This is a genomic window from Nocardia sp. NPDC057227, assembly GCF_042669725.1.
GTDB classification, from domain to species: Bacteria; Actinomycetota; Actinomycetes; order Mycobacteriales; family Mycobacteriaceae; genus Nocardia; species Nocardia asteroides_A.
Map to the genome: position 1 here is coordinate 88737 of NZ_JBHUXA010000022.1, position 17217 is coordinate 105953.

Annotated in this window: 19 protein-coding genes and 1 tRNA gene; 11 read left to right on the plus strand and 9 right to left on the minus strand. The window is 72.1% G+C overall.

Features of this window, described 5'->3' with window-relative positions; all coding sequences use genetic code 11:
• Positions 1 to 143: 143 nt before the first annotated feature.
• Positions 144 to 217, minus strand: a tRNA-Ile gene (locus tag ACFUJ1_RS26120).
• A 113-nt stretch (positions 218 to 330) separates the two neighbouring features.
• On the opposite strand from ACFUJ1_RS26120, the gene ACFUJ1_RS26125 reads away from it, so the two are divergent.
• Positions 331 to 768 carry a nitroreductase/quinone reductase family protein gene (locus ACFUJ1_RS26125; RefSeq protein WP_378649684.1) on the plus strand — a complete coding sequence of 146 codons (438 nt, stop codon included), beginning with the start codon at positions 331 to 333 and terminating at the stop codon, positions 766 to 768.
• Between the two features lie 45 nt (positions 769 to 813).
• Here the strand turns inward: ACFUJ1_RS26125 and ACFUJ1_RS26130 are convergent, their stop codons facing one another.
• Both ACFUJ1_RS26130 and ACFUJ1_RS26135 read right to left on the minus strand, forming a co-directional pair.
• A complete protein-coding gene (locus tag ACFUJ1_RS26130) occupies positions 814 to 963 on the minus strand; it encodes a hypothetical protein (protein WP_378649685.1) in 150 nt (49 codons plus the stop codon).
• Positions 964 to 1261: 298 nt separating this feature from the next.
• Entirely contained in the window at positions 1262 to 1588 is a 327-nt protein-coding gene (locus ACFUJ1_RS26135; RefSeq protein WP_378649687.1) for a hypothetical protein, read from the minus strand.
• Positions 1589 to 1655: 67 nt separating this feature from the next.
• On the opposite strand from ACFUJ1_RS26135, the gene ACFUJ1_RS26140 reads away from it, so the two are divergent.
• Positions 1656 to 2171: a hypothetical protein gene (locus tag ACFUJ1_RS26140; RefSeq protein WP_378649688.1), complete on the plus strand. Its 516-nt coding sequence runs from the start codon at positions 1656 to 1658 to the stop codon at positions 2169 to 2171.
• Between the two features lie 4 nt (positions 2172 to 2175).
• Here the strand turns inward: ACFUJ1_RS26140 and ACFUJ1_RS26145 are convergent, their stop codons facing one another.
• Complete coding sequence (locus ACFUJ1_RS26145; protein ID WP_378649689.1) at positions 2176 to 3270, minus strand: PDR/VanB family oxidoreductase; 1095 nt, start codon at positions 3268 to 3270, stop codon at positions 2176 to 2178.
• Entirely contained in the window at positions 3267 to 4160 is an 894-nt protein-coding gene (locus ACFUJ1_RS26150; RefSeq protein ID WP_378649690.1) for a metal-dependent hydrolase, read from the minus strand. Before ACFUJ1_RS26150 ends, ACFUJ1_RS26145 begins: the two co-directional genes overlap by 4 nt.
• Positions 4161 to 4278: 118 nt before the next feature.
• Here ACFUJ1_RS26150 and ACFUJ1_RS26155 point away from each other — a divergent pair, with 118 nt between their 5' ends.
• Positions 4279 to 5016 (plus strand): glucose 1-dehydrogenase, encoded by a 738-nt coding sequence (locus tag ACFUJ1_RS26155; protein WP_378649691.1) that lies wholly within the window; start codon positions 4279 to 4281, stop codon positions 5014 to 5016.
• 1 nt (position 5017) lies between these two features.
• Here ACFUJ1_RS26155 and ACFUJ1_RS26160 read toward each other — a convergent pair whose 3' ends face one another.
• Positions 5018 to 5731 (minus strand): LysE/ArgO family amino acid transporter, encoded by a 714-nt coding sequence (locus tag ACFUJ1_RS26160; protein WP_378649692.1) that lies wholly within the window; start codon positions 5729 to 5731, stop codon positions 5018 to 5020.
• Between the two features lie 71 nt (positions 5732 to 5802).
• Here ACFUJ1_RS26160 and ACFUJ1_RS26165 point away from each other — a divergent pair, with 71 nt between their 5' ends.
• Positions 5803 to 6687 carry a LysR family transcriptional regulator ArgP gene (locus ACFUJ1_RS26165; RefSeq protein ID WP_378649693.1) on the plus strand — a complete coding sequence of 295 codons (885 nt, stop codon included), beginning with the start codon at positions 5803 to 5805 and terminating at the stop codon, positions 6685 to 6687.
• Positions 6688 to 6744: 57 nt separating this feature from the next.
• Here the strand turns inward: ACFUJ1_RS26165 and ACFUJ1_RS26170 are convergent, their stop codons facing one another.
• The gene (locus ACFUJ1_RS26170; RefSeq protein ID WP_378649694.1) at positions 6745 to 8277 is read right to left on the minus strand and encodes an aldehyde dehydrogenase family protein; all 1533 of its coding nucleotides are present in this window, start codon (positions 8275 to 8277) and stop codon (positions 6745 to 6747) included.
• Positions 8278 to 8452: 175 nt separating this feature from the next.
• On the opposite strand from ACFUJ1_RS26170, the gene ACFUJ1_RS26175 reads away from it, so the two are divergent.
• From ACFUJ1_RS26175 to ACFUJ1_RS26195, 5 genes are read left to right on the plus strand one after another with little or no spacing between them, the layout of a single operon-like run.
• Positions 8453 to 8914: a Zn-ribbon domain-containing OB-fold protein gene (locus ACFUJ1_RS26175; RefSeq protein WP_233016609.1), complete on the plus strand. Its 462-nt coding sequence runs from the start codon at positions 8453 to 8455 to the stop codon at positions 8912 to 8914.
• Positions 8908 to 9381, plus strand: coding sequence for a Zn-ribbon domain-containing OB-fold protein (locus ACFUJ1_RS26180; RefSeq protein ID WP_378649736.1), 474 nt, complete (start codon positions 8908 to 8910; stop codon positions 9379 to 9381). The genes ACFUJ1_RS26175 and ACFUJ1_RS26180 overlap by 7 nt, the downstream gene beginning before the upstream one ends.
• A complete protein-coding gene (locus tag ACFUJ1_RS26185; RefSeq protein WP_378649695.1) occupies positions 9374 to 10444 on the plus strand; it encodes a lipid-transfer protein in 1071 nt (356 codons plus the stop codon). Before ACFUJ1_RS26180 ends, ACFUJ1_RS26185 begins: the two co-directional genes overlap by 8 nt.
• Positions 10441 to 11589 carry a thiolase domain-containing protein gene (locus ACFUJ1_RS26190; protein WP_378649696.1) on the plus strand — a complete coding sequence of 383 codons (1149 nt, stop codon included), beginning with the start codon at positions 10441 to 10443 and terminating at the stop codon, positions 11587 to 11589. The genes ACFUJ1_RS26185 and ACFUJ1_RS26190 overlap by 4 nt, the downstream gene beginning before the upstream one ends.
• A 14-nt stretch (positions 11590 to 11603) precedes the next feature.
• On the plus strand, positions 11604 to 12800 hold the full coding sequence (locus ACFUJ1_RS26195; RefSeq protein ID WP_378649697.1) for a beta-ketoacyl synthase N-terminal-like domain-containing protein: 1197 nt from the start codon (positions 11604 to 11606) through the stop codon (positions 12798 to 12800).
• A 37-nt stretch (positions 12801 to 12837) separates the two neighbouring features.
• On the opposite strand, the gene ACFUJ1_RS26200 is transcribed toward ACFUJ1_RS26195, so the two are convergent.
• Positions 12838 to 13920 carry a diacylglycerol kinase gene (locus ACFUJ1_RS26200; protein ID WP_378649698.1) on the minus strand — a complete coding sequence of 361 codons (1083 nt, stop codon included), beginning with the start codon at positions 13918 to 13920 and terminating at the stop codon, positions 12838 to 12840.
• Positions 13921 to 14005: 85 nt separating this feature from the next.
• Between ACFUJ1_RS26200 and ACFUJ1_RS26205 the strand changes: the two genes are divergently transcribed.
• Both ACFUJ1_RS26205 and ACFUJ1_RS26210 read left to right on the plus strand, forming a co-directional pair.
• Entirely contained in the window at positions 14006 to 14746 is a 741-nt protein-coding gene (locus tag ACFUJ1_RS26205; RefSeq protein WP_378649699.1) for a glucose 1-dehydrogenase, read from the plus strand.
• Positions 14747 to 14830: 84 nt separating this feature from the next.
• Positions 14831 to 15490 carry a TetR/AcrR family transcriptional regulator gene (locus tag ACFUJ1_RS26210; RefSeq protein ID WP_378649700.1) on the plus strand — a complete coding sequence of 220 codons (660 nt, stop codon included), beginning with the start codon at positions 14831 to 14833 and terminating at the stop codon, positions 15488 to 15490.
• A 102-nt stretch (positions 15491 to 15592) separates the two neighbouring features.
• Here the strand turns inward: ACFUJ1_RS26210 and ACFUJ1_RS26215 are convergent, their stop codons facing one another.
• Complete coding sequence (locus ACFUJ1_RS26215) at positions 15593 to 17185, minus strand: AMP-binding protein (RefSeq protein WP_378649701.1); 1593 nt, start codon at positions 17183 to 17185, stop codon at positions 15593 to 15595.
• Positions 17186 to 17217: the final 32 nt, after the last annotated feature.

Below are 17217 nucleotides of genomic sequence, written 5' to 3' on the forward strand. Positions count from 1 at the left end.
GCCGAGCCAGCGTCGGATCGTCTTCACGCTCGCCCACGAGTAGCGACGGGGCGCAGGCAACGCGGCCGCTCGGGTACTGCTGCCCCGAGGGCGTCCGCTATCCCGCACCGAGCGATAAAATTGCCCTGAGCTGCCTATATATGTGGGGCGGGCGGGGCTCGAACCCGCGACCAATGGATTATGAGTCCACGGCTCTAACCGACTGAGCTACCGCCCCCGACCTCGTGATCACGAGTGCCACCGGATGCTACCGGCTCACGTGATCCGGACACCAGTTGCGAGCTCGGCACTAGGGTGACAGGACGTACCCACGAGGTTCCGGAGGCCGTGATGGCGAGTGTGTTCGTGCGGCTGTTGCAGGCGCATCAGTGGGTGTACGAGCGCAGTGACGGGCGGTTGGGGCATCGGGTGCTGCTCGGGAATCCGACGTTGCTGCTGCGGACCGTGGGGCGGAAGACCGGGGAGCCGCGGGTGGCGGCGCTGACGTACGGCCGGGATGGGGATGATTTCCTGGTGACGGCGTCGAACGGCGGGGCGGACCGGGCTCCGGGGTGGCTGGCGAATGTGAAGGCGCGGCCGGAGTGTGCGATCCAGGTCGGGCGGGAGAGGATCGCGGTGACGGCGAAGCCGACGTATCCGGGGGATCCGGAGTACCTGCGTCGGTGGACGATCGTGGACGGGGTGAATCAGGGGCGGTACACCGACTATCAGAAGCTGACCGCGCGGCCGCTGGCCGTGGTGGTGCTGACGCCGACGAAGCGGGCGTGATCCGTCGCGTCCGATGCGCGAACGCACCGGACGCGGGAACGGGGGTTAGCGGGGACCGCTGTCGATGCGCGCCTCCCTGGGCTCGGCGTTATCCCAGCGACTGCGATCCAGCGGGGGACGGCTGGCGATTTGCACGACTCCGATGACCATGAACAGAACGACTGCTACGACCGCGACCACGATCAGAATTTCCACGGACGGCACAGTAGCCCCGCAATCGAGCTACCGCACCGGGTAGCCGGTCTGTACTTCCAAGTTCCCCGAACTTGCGGTCACTCAAACCATTCGGGATGGATTGTTATTCGGCATCGGCCCTGCTTGTGCGGAATCACAGCTCTCGGCCGGGCCGAAATTGTGATTTCCGACAAATTTCGGACGCAGCCAAGGGATGACCCCGACCGAGGGAAGCGGGACACATCATGGGTATGTCCGGATCGATCGGACTAGTTAACGGTCAGCAACGCCTGATGGCACCGGGTTCTGGCGGAAACGGTCAGGAACCCCCGCCGCAGCTGCTGCTACTCCCGCTGCTGCACGAGGAACCACTGCTGCACGAGCTACCGCTGGAGCAGGAGGAACCGTGTGAGTGGGGGTCGTGCGAGTGGTGGTGCGTGGAGTCGCCGCCGGAGAAGCCCGAGCCGCTGTCCGACCAGGACGTACCGGAGTCGGCGGCGCTCCACGGCGAGGAGCCGCTGCCGATCGACGAGGTGACATTGCCGATCTGGTCGTGCGCGCTCGCGACCAGGCGCCACACCAGGAAGCCGATGGCTCCGAAGACCAGTACCAGCAGCACCAGCGCGACGACGAGAACGGCGATCATGGCCGAATGGTAGCGCCGAAACCGGCTCCGAGCAGCGCGAATCGGTGCCGCTGGCTACAGTGGGGCGGTGGCCATCCTCCGCTCCCGCGCGGCCGCGCGGCCCGCGATCGACCTGGGCCGCGTCGAAAGTGCCGTCGCCGCACTGGAACTCGTCGAGCCGGTCTTCAAGACCTGTCCGTGGCAGCCGCGCGACCTGGTGATCACCGGGCTGCGGCAGTGGCTGCGCTGCTGCGGGGCGGCGCTGCGCGACGGCCGGATGATCGGCATGCCCTCGCACGCGGTGGACGAGGCCTGGCACGGGCTCATCCTCTGCACCGAGCGGTACGCGGACTTCTGCGCGGCCGCGTACGGCCGCTTCCTGCACCACTACCCCGAAGGCGCCGGGCCGCGGCACGGCACGCCGGAGCCGGTGCAGCGGCAACTCGGGCGGACGGTGGTGGCCTGGTCGCTGGTGGCGCAGCCGGGTGAGCGGTGCGTGCTCTGGGATCTGGACACGGTGGTCGGGGTGCAGCGGCCGTGGGGCGTGTGCGCGGACCAGGTGGCGGCGGTGGAGTCGGAGCTGGCGCGGCTCGCCGCCGGGTGAGCGCTCAGACGTCGAGGACGAGGCGGCCGCCGTCGGCTCGGGAGACGCACGGGAGCAGGTCGCCCGCCGCGCGCTCGGCCGGGGTGAGCGCGCCGTCGCGGTGGTCGGGGTCGCCGGCCAGGACCCGGGTGACGCAGGTGCGGCAGAAGCCCTGCCTGCACGAGTAGAGCCGGTCGGGACGCGCCGTGAGCAGGACGTCGAGGGCGGAGCGGTCGGCGGGAACGGTGAGTACCTCGCCGGTGCGGGCGAGCTCCAGTTCGAACGGGACGCCGTCGCGCACCGGGGCCGGGCCGAAGCGCTCGAAGTGCACCTCGACGCCGGGCAGGGTGCGGGTGGCGGCGAGCACGGTGTCGGTCAGGCCGGTGGGGCCGCAGCAGTAGACGGCGGTGCCGGGGGCGAGGCCGGGGAGCACGGCGGCGGCGTCCGGCAGGCCGTCGCGGTCGTCGGTGCGGATGCGGACGCGGCGGCCGTAGCGGGCGAGTTCGGTGCGGAACGGGAGGGATGCGCGGGAGCGGCCGGTGTAGGTCAGGGACCAGTCGGCGCCGAGCCGGTCGGCGAGGCGGAGCATGGGCAGGATCGGGGTGATGCCGATGCCGCCCGCCACGAAAAGCAGCCGATGCGCGGGTGATCCGAAGCCGGGGACCGCGAACGGGAAGGCATTGCGCGGGCCGCGAGCAACCAGCGAGCTTCCGGTGCGGACGGAGCCGTGGAGCTCCAGGGAGCCGCCCGCGCCGCCGTCGATGCGGCGGACGGCGATGCGGTAGGCGTTGCGGTCGTCCGGGTCGCCGCAGAGCGAGTACTGGCGGAAGCGGCCGGATGGCAGTTCCAGGTCCAGGTGGGCGCCGGGGTGCCAGCGGGGTAGACGGCCGCCGTCGGGGGCGCGGAAGGTCAGGGCGACGACGTCGTCGGCGACCTGTTCGCGGCGCGCGACGATGAGCGGCAACCGGTCGGCGTGCACCGCGGTGACCGGGGCGCGGCGGTGGGTCAGCGCGGACCAGCGCAGGCGGGCCGAGGCGAGCGCGTGCACCACGCGGAGGGCCCGGTCCGGGCGTCCGGCGCCGAAGAGGTCGGCGGGCAGCGTGGGGTCGGCCCCGGTCACGAGGCCGCCGCCCGCGCGGCCGGGGACTGCGCGAGATACGCCACCGCCTGCGCCGTCGACCCGACCCCGCCCGGGTCGTAACCCGGCACGAAAGTACTGGCGGCACTGCGCAGCAGCGACGGCACGCCCGGGAGCGCCCCACGCCACATGGCAGCGCCGATCCGCAGCATGAGCAGCGGATACCGGTGATCCGGCAGCGCCGGATCCTGCCGCACCAGGAAGCGCGTCCCGCGCAGCAGGAGCAGCAGGAACACCGGGAAGGTCAGCGACATCACCGCGGAGCGCCGCAGGTAACCCGCCCCGAAGTACACCGCGACGTCGTGCGCCACGTGCCGGTGCTCCACCTCCTCCGCGCCGTGCCAGCGGTACAGGTCGGCCATCCGCGGATCGGCCCCGAACCCCTCCAGATCCGCATTGAGCACCCAGTCGCCGAGGTAGGCGAAGAAGTGCTCCAGGCAGGCGATGAAGGTGAGCCGCTCGACCAGCATCTGCGCCGAGCCGTCCGCCCGCGGCCCCAGCGTCCGCCGGAACAGGAACTCGGCCTGCCGCAGGTACGGCCCCGGGTCGATGCCTGCCGCCGCGAGCACCTCGCGCAGCACCCGCTCGTGCGTGTCGGCGTGCACCGCCTCCTGGCCGACGAAGCCGAGCAGGGCGGCGCGCAGCCGCTCGTCGCGGACCAGCGGCAGCGCCTCGCCGTAGGCGGCGCAGAACATCCGCTCCCCCTCGGGGAGCAGCAGGTTCAGCGCGTTGATCAGGTGCGAGGCGATGGGCTCGCCCGGCATCCAGTGCAGGGGCGTCGCCGCCCAGTCGAAGCGCACCGCGCGGGCCTGCAGCGCGACCGTGCCTGGGTCGGGGTCGGCACGCCGGGCGAGCCGTCGAAGCAGCGTCATCGGTACTCCTTCAGTCGTGAATACCGTAACCGCGGATATGGAGTATCTGCAACACCCGGTCACAGCAAAAATGCGGCGTAAGTTCGGTGCCGACGCTCGACCTACGTGAGGAGATCCGGTGAGCCGACTCAGCGGCAAAGTGGCACTGATCAGCGGCGCGGCCCGCGGCATGGGCGCCGCGCACGCCAGGGCGGTGGTGGCGCACGGCGGGCGGGTGGTGCTCGGCGACATCCTGGACGAGCAGGGCGTGGCGCTGGCCGACGAGCTCGGCGACGCGGCGGTCTACGTCCCGCTCGACGTCCGCGACCCGGAGGCGTGGAGCGCCGCGGTGCGCACCGCCGAGGAGCGCTTCGGCGGGCTGCACGTGCTGGTCAACAATGCCGGGATCGCGAACGGGAACCTGCTGCCCGACTTCGAGCTGAGCGAGTGGCAGAAGATCATCGATATCAACCTGACCGGCACCTTCCTCGGGATGCGCGCCTCGGTGCCGCTGCTGCGGAGGTCGGGCGGCGGGTCGATCGTGAACATCTCGTCGGTGGAGGGGCTGCGCGGCAGCGCGGGGCTGCACGGGTACGTGGCGACCAAGTTCGCGGTGCGCGGGCTCACCAAGTCGGCGGCGCTGGAACTGGCGCCGCAGGGGATTCGGGTGAACTCGGTGCACCCCGGACTGATCCGCACGCCGATGACCGAGGGGATCCCGGAGGATTTCCTGCAGATCCCGCTCGGCCGCGGCGCGGAGCCGGAGGAGGTGTCGGCGCTGGTGGTCTTCCTGGCCTCGGACGAGTCGTCGTACTCGACCGGCGCGGAGTTCGTGGTGGACGGCGGGCTCACCGTCGGGGTGCCGCACAAGTCCTGAGTCAGCCGAGCAGCAGCCCGGCGCCGAGCGCGACCATGATCAGCGCGATGGCGGCGTCCAGGACCCGCCAGGCGCCGGGGCGGGCGAAGAGCGGGCCGAGCAGGCGGGCGCCGTAGCCGAGCGCGACGAACCACAGGACGCTCGCGGTCATGGCGCCCGCCGCGAGGTACCACCTGTCCGCGCCCGCGTGCGCCGAGGCGAAGGCGCCGAGCAGGACGACGGTGTCCAGGTAGACGTGCGGGTTGAGCCAGGTCAGAGCGAGGGTTGTCGCGATGGTCGCGCCCAACGCCGGTGCGGTCCGGCCCCGAGCGGGGCGGGCGGGCCGAGCGGCGCCGCGCGGGGTCGAATCACTCCCGTTCACGCTGCTCGACACCGCGCCGACCGGCACCGGTACGGCGGCATCGCCCGGCGGATCGGCGGCGGGAACGAGAGCCGCCGGCCGCCACGCCCGCCGCAGCGCCAGCGCCGCGTACCCGAACAGGAACGCCGCCCCGGCCCAGCGCGCCACCACCAGCACCTCGGGCGCCGAGCGCAGCACCGCGCCGAACCCCCCGACCCCCGCCGCGATGAGCAGCACGTCCGACACCGCGCAGACCCCGACCACCGCCGCCACGTGCGTGCGGGTGATCCCCTGCCGCAGCACATACGCGTTCTGCGCACCGATCGCCACGATGAGCGAGAGTCCGAAGCCGAAACCGGCGAGGATCGAGGTCATCCCGTCAAACTAGGAACGCGCCACCGAACAGTCCAACTGAAGATTTTCACGCACCATTAGAATCGCTGAACATGGACCTGCAGCTCGACCAGCTGCGCGCACTGAGCGCGGCGGTCACCGAGGGCACCTTCGAGGCCGCCGCCCGCCGCCTGCACATCACCCCGTCGGCGCTGAGCCAGCGCATCAAGGCCCTGGAGGACGCGGCGGGTCGCATCCTGGTCCAGCGCGTGAAACCGGTGCGCCCCACCGAATCCGGGACCGCCGTGCTCCGGCTGGCCAGGCAACTGGAGCTGCTCGTCGGTGAGACCGCCCGCGAGCTCGGCGCGGAGGACGGCACCGGCCCGGTGCGGCTGCCGTTCGCGGTGAACGCCGACTCGCTCGACACCTGGGTGATGCCCGCGCTCGCCCGCACCCCGCCGGGGCTGAGCTTCGAGATCCACCGGGAGGACGAGGAGCACACCACCGCGCTGCTGCGCGACGGCACCGTGGTCGCCGCCGTCACCGCGACCCGCCGCGCGGTGCAGGGCTGCTCGGTGCGGCCGCTCGGGATCATGCGGTACCGGCCGATGGCCGCGCCGGAGTTCGCGGCGACCTGGTTCCCGGACGGCGCCGACGCCGAATCACTGGCCCGCGCCCCGGTGGTGAACTTCGACCGCAAGGACAACCTGCAGGAGGAGTACCTGCGCAGGCGGACAAGGCGCCCGGTGACGGCGCCGCGGCACTTCGTCCCGACCCCGCACGCCTACGTCGCCGCGATCCGGCTCGGCCTCGGCTGGGGCATGGTCGCCGAACCGCAGCTCACGGCGGCCACGGAGCTGGCGCGGATCGACGGCGACGCCACCGTCGACGTGCCGCTGTACTGGCAGCAGTGGAAGGTGGAGTCGCCCGCCCTGGAAGCGCTGGCCGCCGCCATCGCCATCGCGGCGGCCGGCACCCTCCGTCCGGTCGGCCCCTGAACCGGAGCCGCCCCTCCGCAAGTCGCGGTGCACCCGGGGCACCGCCCCGGGCGCGGCTCAGCGCATGAGTTTGCGCGCTATCTTGCTCCCGAAGCCGAGCCGGATGGTGCGGTCCAGCGTCTGCACCATCTCGTCGGCGTACGGGTACCAGATGCTCTCCTTCTTCGGCCCCCAGCGGTCGATCAGCACCGGCTGCGCGTGCGTGAACCCGCGCAGCGCGTCGATGCCGTTGACCTGCCCGAGCCCGCTGTTCTTGCGCCCGCCGAACGGCGCCTCCGGCACCCCGTAGATGACCGAGGCGTCGTTGTGCACCACCGACCCGGTGTGCAGCTCGCGCGCCAGCCGGACCGCCTTGGCGCGGTCCCTGGTGAAGACGCTGCCGCTCAGCCCGTACGCGCAGTCGTTGGCGAGCCGGACGGCCTCGTCCTCGTCGGCGACCCGCATGATCGAGACGATCGGGCCGAAGGTCTCCTCGCGCATGAGCTCCATGTCGTGCGTGACGTCGACGACCAGCGTCGGCTGGAAGTAGACGCCGTCCGCGGTGTCCTGCTCGCCGCCGAGCAGCACGGTGGCGCCCTTGTCCCTGGCGTCCTGCACGTGCTTGCTGACGATGTCGAGCTGGCGATCCCAGAAGAGCGGGCCGACGTCCTTGCCCGCGCCGTAGGTGACCGCCGCGGCCTTCTCCCGCACCTTGGCGACGAACTCGTCGGCCACGCTCTCCACCACGTAGATCCGCTCGACCCCGACGCACACCTGCCCGCTGTTGAACATCGACAGGTACACCGCGCCCGCCGAGGCCCGCTCCAGATCCGCGTCGGCGCAGACGATCATGGCGTCCTTGCCGCCGAGCTCGAGCGTGCACGGGATGAGCCGCTCGGCGCAGGCCGCCGCGATCCGCTTGCCTGTCGGCACGCTCCCGGTGAACGAGATCTTGTCGATATCGCCGTTGACCAGGGCCGCGCCGGTCTCCCCGTCGCCGTGCAGCACCTGGAGCACGTCCTCGGGAACCCCGGCCTCGTGCAGCACCTTCACGGCCCACTCGCCGGAGTGCGGGGTGACCTCGGACGGCTTGAGCAGCACCGCGTTCCCGGCGAGCAGCGCCTGCGCCACCGGGTTGATCGAGAGCACGAACGGCCCGTTCCACGGCGTGATCACGCCGACGACGCCGAGCGGCCGGTAGCTCACCACCAGCTTCTTCAGCGGCGCGAGATAGCCGTGCAGCCGCCGCTTCTCGTCGGCGAGGTCCTTGACCGCGCGGCCGCTCCAGTAGTTCAGGAAGTCGCAGGAGGGCAGAATCTCCACCGCTAGCGCCTCGACCAGTGGCTTGCCGGTCTCCCCGCGCACGGTGGCGGCGATCTCCGCGCGGCGATCCACCAGCACCTGCACGGCCCGGCGGATGATCGCGGCGCGCTCCTTGACCGGCCGCGCGGCCCAGCCCGGCTGGGCGGCGCGGGCCGTCGCGATCGCGGCGGCGACCTCCTCCGGGGTGCGCACCACGATCTCGCCGACGTCCGCCCCGTCCGCGGGCGAGCGCAGGCCGAGCCTGCGGTGCCCGTCGGCGGTCGGCGGCAGCGTTTCGACGATGGCCATGCGATCTCCTCACACCGAGTGGTGTAACAGGTTCTAATTATGCTCGAGCTTACGACACCGGCGCACACCTGTACACCTGTCCGAGCAGACCGGTCGGCGGCGGTTCAATCAGTTGATTGACATCGCCGCGGTCCCGGTCCACGATCGGTGGGCGATCCCCACCCGAGGAGGCTCCGTGCCGAGCGAACCCGCTGATTCCAGCCTCACCGCGCCCTACAGCGTCGAGTTCCCGTTCACCCGCACGGTGGGGCCGACGCTCGGCGTGTTCTTCGGCGGGCTCCGCGAGGCGCGGCTCTTCGGCGCCCGTACCGACCGCGGCACCGTGCTCTGCCCGCCGCTGGAGATCGACCCGGACACCGCGCGCCCCACCGGCGAACTCGTTCCACTCCCCGACGTCGGCACGGTGCTCGGCTGGACCGGGGTGCCGAGCCGCGAGCACGACGAACTCGGCCCCGGCCACTTCGCCTGGGCGCTGATCCGGATCGACGGCACCGAGGGGGCGCTCTTCCACGCGGTCGACGTCGGCGGGGAGCTGGATTCGATCGGCGTCGGGCTGCGGGTCAGGGTGCGCTGGCGTGCGGAGCGGGAGGGGAGCATCCGCGACATCGTCTGCTTCGAGCCCCTGGAGGAATCGTGACCCTGCCCGCCCCGGTGACCACGTTCACCAGCCCGTTCAAGATGGACTACACCTACGTGGCGGGCGGCGGGCGCTCGCTCTTCCTGCGCGGCCTCGCCCGGCGCGAGCTGCTGGCCAGGCGCTGCCCCGGCTGTGCGCAGGTGTACCTGCCGCCGCCGGAGTTCTGTTCGCGCTGCCTCACCGAGCTCGGCGCGCCCTTCCCGCTGGCGGGCACCGGAACCGTGCGCACCTTCTGCGTGGTCAACTTCCCCTTCCCCGGGCAGCGGTTCGACCCGCCGTACGCGGTCGCGCAGATCCAGGTGCACGGCGCCGACACCAGGCTCATGCACCTGGTGCGCGAGATCGATTCGGCCGCACTGGAGATCGGCATGGAGGTGGAGCCGGTGTGGGCCGAGGCGGCCGAGCTGACGCACTCCCTGGACAGCATCCGGTACTTCCGGCCGACGGCGGGGGGTTCCGATGCGTGATGTCGCGGTGGTGGCGTACGAGCGGTCACCGGGGAAGGCCGCCGACCGCGAGGTCGACATGGCCGAGATCCTGCTCCCGGTCATGCGCCGCGCGCTGACCGCGGCCGGGATCACCCGCGACCGGGTCGACTTCTGGGCCTCCGGCAGCCACGACTTCTTCGAGGGCCGCACCTTCGCCTACATCGACTCGCTGGACGCGGTCGGCGCCTGGCCGCCGATCTCCGAGTCGCACGTCGAGATGGACGCGGCCTGGGCGCTGCACGAGGCGTGGACCTGGCTGCAGCTCGGCGAGGGCGAGATCGCGGTGGTGTACGGGATCGGCCGCGCCGCGCTCCCCAGCGACCTGGACCAGGTCATGGCCGCCCAGCTCGACCCCTACTTCCTCGCCCCGCTGCGCCCGCACCGCGACGCCGCCGCCGGGTTGCAGGCCGCCGCGCTGCTCGCCGCGGGCGCGCTGGACGAGAAGCAGCTGGCCGAGGTGGTCGCGCGCAGCCTCGCCGCCGCCGTGGACGAGCCGGGCGCGCAGGTCAGCGGGGTGGTGACGGTGGAGGAGCTGCTGGCGGCGCCGTACGTCGCCAGCCCGCTGCGCGCGCACGACTGCGGCCCCGCCGGCGACGCCGCCGCCGTGCTGGTGCTCGCCGCGGGCGACGCCGCGCGGGCGCTGACCGAACGCCCGGCGTGGCTGCGCGGCATCGACCACCGGATGGACACGCACTACCTCGGCGCGCGGGATCTGACCAGGTGCGACACCGTGACCCGCGCGGCGGCGAAGGCGGCCGAGTTCGCCGGGTTCGGCGCCGCCGACGTCGACATCGCCGAGCTGCACACCGAGTACAGCTATCAGGAGCCGTTTCTCGCCGCCGCGCTCGGCCTCGGCGCCACCCCGATCAACCCGGGCGGCGGCCCGCTCACCGGCCGGCCTGCCACCGCGACCGGGCTCATCCGGATCGGCGAGGCGGCGGCGCACATCCTGCGCGGCCGGGCCGGGCGGACGCTGGCGCATGCCACCAACGGCCCTGCGCTGCAACAGAACATGATCTGCCTGCTGGAGGGTGACCGATGAGAACCGCTGTGGTCGGGATCGGGCAGAGCAGGCAGGCCAAGCGGCGCGAGGTCACCATCGGCGCGCTGGTGCGCGAGTCGGTGGACGCCGCGCTCACCGATGCCAGGCTGGAGTTCGCCGACATCGACGCGGTGGTGCTCTCCAAGACCCCCGACCTGTTCGACGGCGTGATGAACCCCGAGCTCTACCTCGCCGACGCCATGGGCGCCCGCGGCCTGCCGGTGACCAGGGTCTTCACCGGCGGCAGCGTCGGCGGGCACGCCGCCATCTACGGCGCGCACCTGGTGCAGGCCGGGCTGGCGAAGCGGGTGCTGGTGGTCGCCTACTCCAAGGAGTCCGAGGGCGACTTCACCTGGGCGCTCTCCCGCGGCCTCCCGTTCAGCGCGCACCTCGGCGCGGGCGCGGGCGCGCACTTCGCCCCGATCATCCGCGAGTACATCCGCCGCTCCGGCGCGCCCGAGCACATCGGCTGGCAGGTCGCGGTGAACCACCGGCTGAACGCCACCCGCAACCCGTACGCGCACATCCAGCGCCCGGACATCACCGTCGAGGAGGTGCGCGCCTCGCGCATGCTCTGGGACCCCATCCGCTACCTGGAGTCCTGCCCCTCCTCGGACGGCTCCTGCGCCATCGTGGTCACCGGCGCGGACGACACCGGCGGCGGCACGCACCCGCCCGCCTGGATCCACGGCATGTCCTGGCGCACCGAGACCGGCCACTTCGCCGGCCGCGACGAGGTGAACCCGGAGGCGGGCCGCCAGTGCGCCGCCGACGCCTACCGCCAGGCCGGGATCACCGACCCCGCCCGCGAGATCGACACCGCCGAGCTGTACATCCCGTACAGCTGGTACGAGCCCATGTGGCTGGAGAACATCGGGCTGGCCGAGGAGGGCCGCGCCTGGGAACTCGTCGACGACGGCAGCACCGCCTTCGGCGGCAGGCTGCCGGTGAACCCCTCCGGCGGCGTGCTCTCCGGCAACCCCACCGGCGCCACCGGGCTGCTCCGCTTCGCCGAGGCCGCGCTGCAGGTGCGCGGCACCGCGGGTGCACACCAGGTGGACGGCGCGCGCCTGGCCGTCGGGCACGCCATGGGCGGCGCCTCCCAGTTCCACGCCCTGTGGGTCGTCGGCAGCGACCGGCCCTGATCCGAGGAGTACGAATGAGCAACCGGGCCTACGTCGTCGGCGTCGGGATGACCAAGTTCGAGAAGATCCAGAGCCGCGACTGGACCTACCCGCAGATGGTGGCCGAGGCGGTGAGCGGCGCGCTCGGCGATGCGGGCATCGGCTACGACCGGGTCAAGCGGGCGGCCGTCGGCTACGTGTTCCAGCCCTCCACCGCGGGCCAGCGCGCGCTCTACGAGGTGGGGCTGACCGGGATTCCCGCGGTGAACGTCAACAACAACTGCGCCACCGGCACCTCCGCGCTGCTGCTCGCCCAGGAGTGGGTGCGGTTCGGCGCCGCCGACGTGACCCTCGCCGTCGGCTTCGAGCAGATGACCAGGGAGGCCATGGCCGGGTCGGGGGCGCGGCCCGCGGTGACCACCATCGACCGGCACCTGGCGGCACTGAAGGCCGCGGCCGGGTTCGGCACCGCGCCGCTCACCACACAGTTCTTCGGCGCCGCAGCGGCCGAGCACATGCGCGTGCACGGCACGACGCGGGAGCAGCTGGCCGCGGTCGCGGTGAAGAACCACGAGCACTCGACGCGCAACCCGTACGCCCAGTTCCAGAACGCCTACACCGTCGAGCAGGTGCTCGCCGACAAGCCGGTGCACGACCCGCTCACCCGCTCGCAGTGCTCCCCCATGTCCGACGGCGCCGCCGCCGCGGTGATCGCGAGCGAGCGGTTCGTCGAGGAGCACGGGCTCGGCGGGCAGGCGGTGGAGATCGCGGCGCAGGCGCTCGTCACCGACGACGCCGAATCCTTCGCGAGCGGGTCGATGATCGACGTGGTCGGCACGCCCATGACGCGGCGGGCCGGGCGGCAGGTCTTCGAGGCGGCCGGGGTCGGTATCGAGGAGGTCGACGTGCTCGAGGTGCACGACTGCTTCTCGATCAACGAGCTGCTCACCTACGAGGCGCTCGGGTTGTGCGCGCCGGGCGAGTCCGGGGCGCTGGTGGAGTCCGGGGCGACCACGTACGGCGGGCGGTGGGTGGTGAACCCGTCCGGGGGGTTGATCTCCAAGGGGCATCCGCTCGGCGCGACCGGGCTGGCGCAGTGCGCCGAGTTGTCCTGGCAGTTGCGCGGATTGGCGGAGAGGCGGCAGGTCGCGGGCGCCCGGATCGGGCTGGCGCACAACCTCGGGCTCGGCGGGGCCTGCGCGGTGACGCTGTACCGCGGTCCGCGGGGGTAGGGGCCGGGCCGGTCGGATTCCGACCGGCCCGGAGACCTCACTTCGCGGGAACCGCGAAGACTCCCCTGCCGGTACCCAGCGGCAGGTCCGCGGTGGTCCGCAGCCCCGGCTCCGCCGCGACGACATCGGGGATCGCGTTCACGATCCGCCCCGCCGCCGCCACGATCGCGGCGTGGTTGTGATCGCCGAGTTCGCTGGTCGGGCAGATATCCACGGTGTACGACGGCTCCCCCGTGATCTCCACCCGGTACGACCCGCCCTCCTGCGCAGGCCGCGCCCAATCCGGCCGCAGGTCGTCGCGGAGCCGGGTCACGTGCTCCACCACGATCGCCGGATGCCCGTCGACCCGCCCGACGATCTCGAAGCGCAGCGCCGCCACCCCGCCCTTCGGCACGTGCCCGGCCGCGATGTCGAACGCCTCCGGCGCGGGCTCCCGCTCGTAGCTCTCGGTGATCTCGTCCAGCTCGATCCCGAACCCGGCCGCCAGCTGCCGCAGCGTCGACCCCCACGCGATGGTGAGCACCCCGGGCAGCAGGAGCAGCGGGACCTCGTCCAGCGGCTTGCCGAATCCCATGACGTCGAACATGACGGTCGCGCCGTCGTAGGTCGCGTAGTCCGCGATCTCCAGGCAGCGCACCTGCTCGATCCGCTGACAGGTGGAGGCGAGCGCGAACGGGATCAGGTCGTTCGCGAACCCCGGGTCCACCCCGGTGACGAAGAAGCTCGCCCCGCCGTCCACCGCCGTCTGCTGCACCCGGTCGATCACCTTCTGCGGCAGCACCTGCCACGGGTACTGGAACGACACCGGCGCCGAGCCGACCACGTTCACCCCCGCGGCCAGGAACTTCAGGCAGTCCTCCAGCGCCTCCATCGGCCTGGTGTCGCCCATGGCGCAGTAGACCGCGCAGTCCGGCTCCAGCGCGAGCAGCGCGTCCAGGTCGTCCACCGCGGTGATGCCGGTGACCACGTCGAGCCCGGCCAGCTCCCCCGCGTCCTTCCCGACCTTGCCCGGCGTCGAGACCGCGAGCCCGGCGAGCTCGAAGCGCGGGTCGGTGACGAGCTGGCGCAGCGCCAGCGCGCCCACGTTCCCGGTGGCGATGTGGACGACGCGGATGGGCATGGAATCTCCTCTGCCGGACGGTGACCGAGCACCTGTCCGGATATGTGTCTGGAACCTGTTCCAGATCCTATGATAACGTCGGCCCATGGGACGCGTTGACGGCAAAGTTGCACTCATCAGTGGCGGGTCGAGAGGCATGGGCGCGGCACACGCCCGGCTGCTGGTGGCCGAGGGCGCGCAGGTCGTCATCGGCGACATCCTGGACGACGAGGGCAAGGCGCTGGCCGAGGAGATCGGCCCGAGCGCGCGCTACGTGCACCTCGACGTGACGCAGCCCGAGGAGTGGGACGCGGCCGTCGCCGTCGCCGTGCAGGAGTTCGGCTCGCTCACCGTGCTGGTGAACAACGCGGGCATCGTGAACGGCGCGCCCATCCACAAGTTCGATCTGGACCAGTGGCGCCGCATCCTGGACGTCAACCTGACCGGCACCTTCCTCGGCCTGCGCGCCGCCGTGCCCGCCATGAAGAAGGCGGGCACCGGCTCGATCATCAACGTCTCCTCGATCGAGGGGCTGCGCGGGGCCCCCTGGGCGCACGGCTACGTCGCCACCAAGTGGGGCGTGCGCGGCCTGGCCAAGTCGGCCGCGCTGGAGCTGGCGCCGCTCGGCATCCGGGTGAACTCGCTGCACCCGGGGCTGATCCGCACCCCCATGACGGAGAACATCCCGGACGACATGGTCACCATTCCGATGGGCCGCCCGGCCGCGCCGGAGGAGGTCGCGACCTTCGTGCTCTTCCTGGCCAGCGACGAGTCGTCCTACGCCACCGGGGCCGAGTTCATCGTGGACGGCGGGCTCGTCGTCGGCGTGCCGCACAAGACCTCGTAGGCCGGGCACCGCGCCGGGGATGACGGCAGCGCCGTGCCCCGCGTCGGTCCCGCGGGCCGGGCGTGGGGCGCTAGGGTCGATTCCGTGACTGCAGGCCGGGAAACGGCGGGATCCGGCGCGCCACGCGCGGACGCCACGCTGTCCACCGACCGCAGGCTGGTGGCCGCCGCCGAGCGGCTCTTCGCCGAACGCGGCATCGACGCCGTCTCGCTGCGCGCCGTGATGGCCGCGGCAGGCGCGAATGTCGCGTCGGTGCACTACCACTTCGGTTCGAAGGATGCCCTGGTCCGGGCCGTGATCCGGGCGCGCGGCGGGGAGATCTCGGTGCGCCGCGCCGAGCTGCTCGACGCCGCCGGGGCAAGCGCCCCCTCCCCCCGCGCCCTGGCCGAGGCCTTCGTCCGCCCGGTCGCCGAGGCCATGGCCGCGGGCGGCGGCGACTGGGTCACCGTCGTCGCCGACGTGATCACCGTCAACCACGGTGCGCTCCGCCAGGTGACCGAGGAGTTCACCGCCCAGGCCGTGCGTTTCACCGAGCTGCTCACCCGGCTGCACCCGGAGCTCCCGCCCCGCACGGTGCGCTTCCGCCTCACCCAGGCGATGACCTTCACCTTCCAGACCCTCGGCGACCGGGACCGGCTGCGCGACATCCTCGCGCTCAGCGGCACCCACCTCACCGCCGACGAGGTGCTGGCGGAGCTGCTCGACACCGTCACCGCGATCCTCGCGGGTCCGCCGGACCGCTGAAGCGGGCCGTCGCACGCACTGCGCCCCACCCCCGCCGCCGGGCAGCACCCGGAACGCGGCTGCGCGCCGCGCCCGAATCGCACTGCCCGGCCGCATGATTCCTCAGTTCACCTGACGCGCCGACTCGCCCCAGTACTGCGCGCGCAGCGCCTTCTTGTCCGGCTTGCCGAGCGGGCTCACCGGAATACTCGCCGCGAAGTCGATCGACTTCGGCGTGTACACCGCCCCCTTGCGCTCCTTGACCAGCGCCTGCAGCTCCTCGACGGCGACCTGCTGCCCCTCGCGCAGCACCACCACCGCCTTGACCGCCTCGCCCCACTTGTCGTCCGGCACCCCGATCACCGCGGCGGCGCTCACCGCCGGATGCGCCGAGAGCACGTCCTCCACCTCGCGCGGGTACACATTGAAGCCGCCGGAGACGATCATGTCCTTCTTGCGGTCGACGATGTAGAGGAACCCCTCCGCGTCCTGCCGCGCGATATCGCCGGTGTGCAACCAGCCGAACTGGGTCGCCTCCGCCGTCTGCTCCGGCTTGTTCAGGTACCCCTGCATGACCAGCGGCCCGCGCACGCAGACCTCGCCCGGCTCGCCGTCGGGCACCGTATCGCCCTGGTCGTCGAGGAGCGCCACGTGCAGCCACGGCACCGGCTTGCCGCAGGAGGCCAGCCGCTCCGGCTTGTCCAGGTCGTGATCCTCCTTGCGCAGCACCGAGATCGTCATCGGGCTCTCGGCCTGGCCGTAGAACTGGAAGAAGATCGGGCCGAACTTCCGGATCGCCTCGGCCAGCCGGGTCGGCGAGATCGCCGAGGCGCCGTAGAAGACCGTCTCCAGGCTGGAGAGGTCGTACTTGTCCAGCTCCGGGTAGTCGAGCAGCGCGTAGAGCATGGTCGGGACCAGCATGGTCGAGGTGATCCGGTACTTCTCGATCGCCGCGAGCACCGCCGCCGGGCTGAACCCGGGCAGCACCACGATCGACCCGCCCTGCAGGCTGGTCGGATTCCAGAACGCGCCGCCCGCGTGGCTCAGCGGCGTGCAGACCAGGAAGCGGGTCTCCGCCGGCCACTGCCACTCCGCCATCTGGATGCGCAGCAGCGCCGCCGCACCCCGATAGCTGAGCATGACGCCCTTGGATTTGCCGGTGGTGCCGCCGGTGTAGGCCAGGCTCCCGGTGTCGTTCAGCGACACGTCCGGCGCCGTCAGCGGCACCGGCTCGAACCCGGCCGCGGTGGCGATCAGATCCGTCCCCGCCTCGGTCGGCCCGAGCGCGAGCAGGGTCTTCAGGCTCGGCACCGCCGCCGCCAGCTGCGCCGCCCGCTCCTCGTACTTGTCCGGGTCGTAGATCAGCGTCTCGATATCGCCGTCCGCCAGCGCGTACGAATGGTCGTCCAGCGACCCCATCGGATGCAGCGACACGAACCGCACCCCAACGACGCCGTTCGCCCCCTGCGTGAACAGCACCTCCGGCCGGTTCGCCGAGAGCAGCGCCACCCGGCTGCCGACGCCGAGGCCCAGCGCCCGATACGCCTGCGCGAAGGTGCTGATCCGATCCCGCACCTCGCGATAGGTCAGCGTCTCGTCGCCGATGTGCACGGCGGTCCGATCGGCGTAGCGGTCCAGCGAGCGGATCAGCAGATCGACCGGCAACGGCTCCCGGTGCAGCGGATCGGGCTCCCGGCTCGGCGCAGGTGTGTTCATCGTGCCCCTCTCGGCGCGTGCCGCAGTAGAAA

Coding starts and splice junctions, on each gene's coding strand:
- ACFUJ1_RS26125 (WP_378649684.1), top strand. CDS start 331: ATGGCGAGTGTGTTCGTGCGGCTGTTGCAGGCGCATCAGTGGGTGTAC.
- ACFUJ1_RS26135 (WP_378649687.1), bottom strand. CDS start 1,588: ATGATCGCCGTTCTCGTCGTCGCGCTGGTGCTGCTGGTACTGGTCTTC.
- ACFUJ1_RS26150 (WP_378649690.1), bottom strand. CDS start 4,160: ATGACGCTGCTTCGACGGCTCGCCCGGCGTGCCGACCCCGACCCAGGC.
- ACFUJ1_RS26160 (WP_378649692.1), bottom strand. CDS start 5,731: ATGACCTCGATCCTCGCCGGTTTCGGCTTCGGACTCTCGCTCATCGTG.
- ACFUJ1_RS26165 (WP_378649693.1), top strand. CDS start 5,803: ATGGACCTGCAGCTCGACCAGCTGCGCGCACTGAGCGCGGCGGTCACC.
- ACFUJ1_RS26170 (WP_378649694.1), bottom strand. CDS start 8,277: ATGGCCATCGTCGAAACGCTGCCGCCGACCGCCGACGGGCACCGCAGG.
- ACFUJ1_RS26185 (WP_378649695.1), top strand. CDS start 9,374: ATGCGTGATGTCGCGGTGGTGGCGTACGAGCGGTCACCGGGGAAGGCC.
- ACFUJ1_RS26190 (WP_378649696.1), top strand. CDS start 10,441: ATGAGAACCGCTGTGGTCGGGATCGGGCAGAGCAGGCAGGCCAAGCGG.
- ACFUJ1_RS26195 (WP_378649697.1), top strand. CDS start 11,604: ATGAGCAACCGGGCCTACGTCGTCGGCGTCGGGATGACCAAGTTCGAG.
- ACFUJ1_RS26200 (WP_378649698.1), bottom strand. CDS start 13,920: ATGCCCATCCGCGTCGTCCACATCGCCACCGGGAACGTGGGCGCGCTG.
- ACFUJ1_RS26205 (WP_378649699.1), top strand. CDS start 14,006: ATGGGACGCGTTGACGGCAAAGTTGCACTCATCAGTGGCGGGTCGAGA.
- ACFUJ1_RS26215 (WP_378649701.1), bottom strand. CDS start 17,185: ATGAACACACCTGCGCCGAGCCGGGAGCCCGATCCGCTGCACCGGGAG.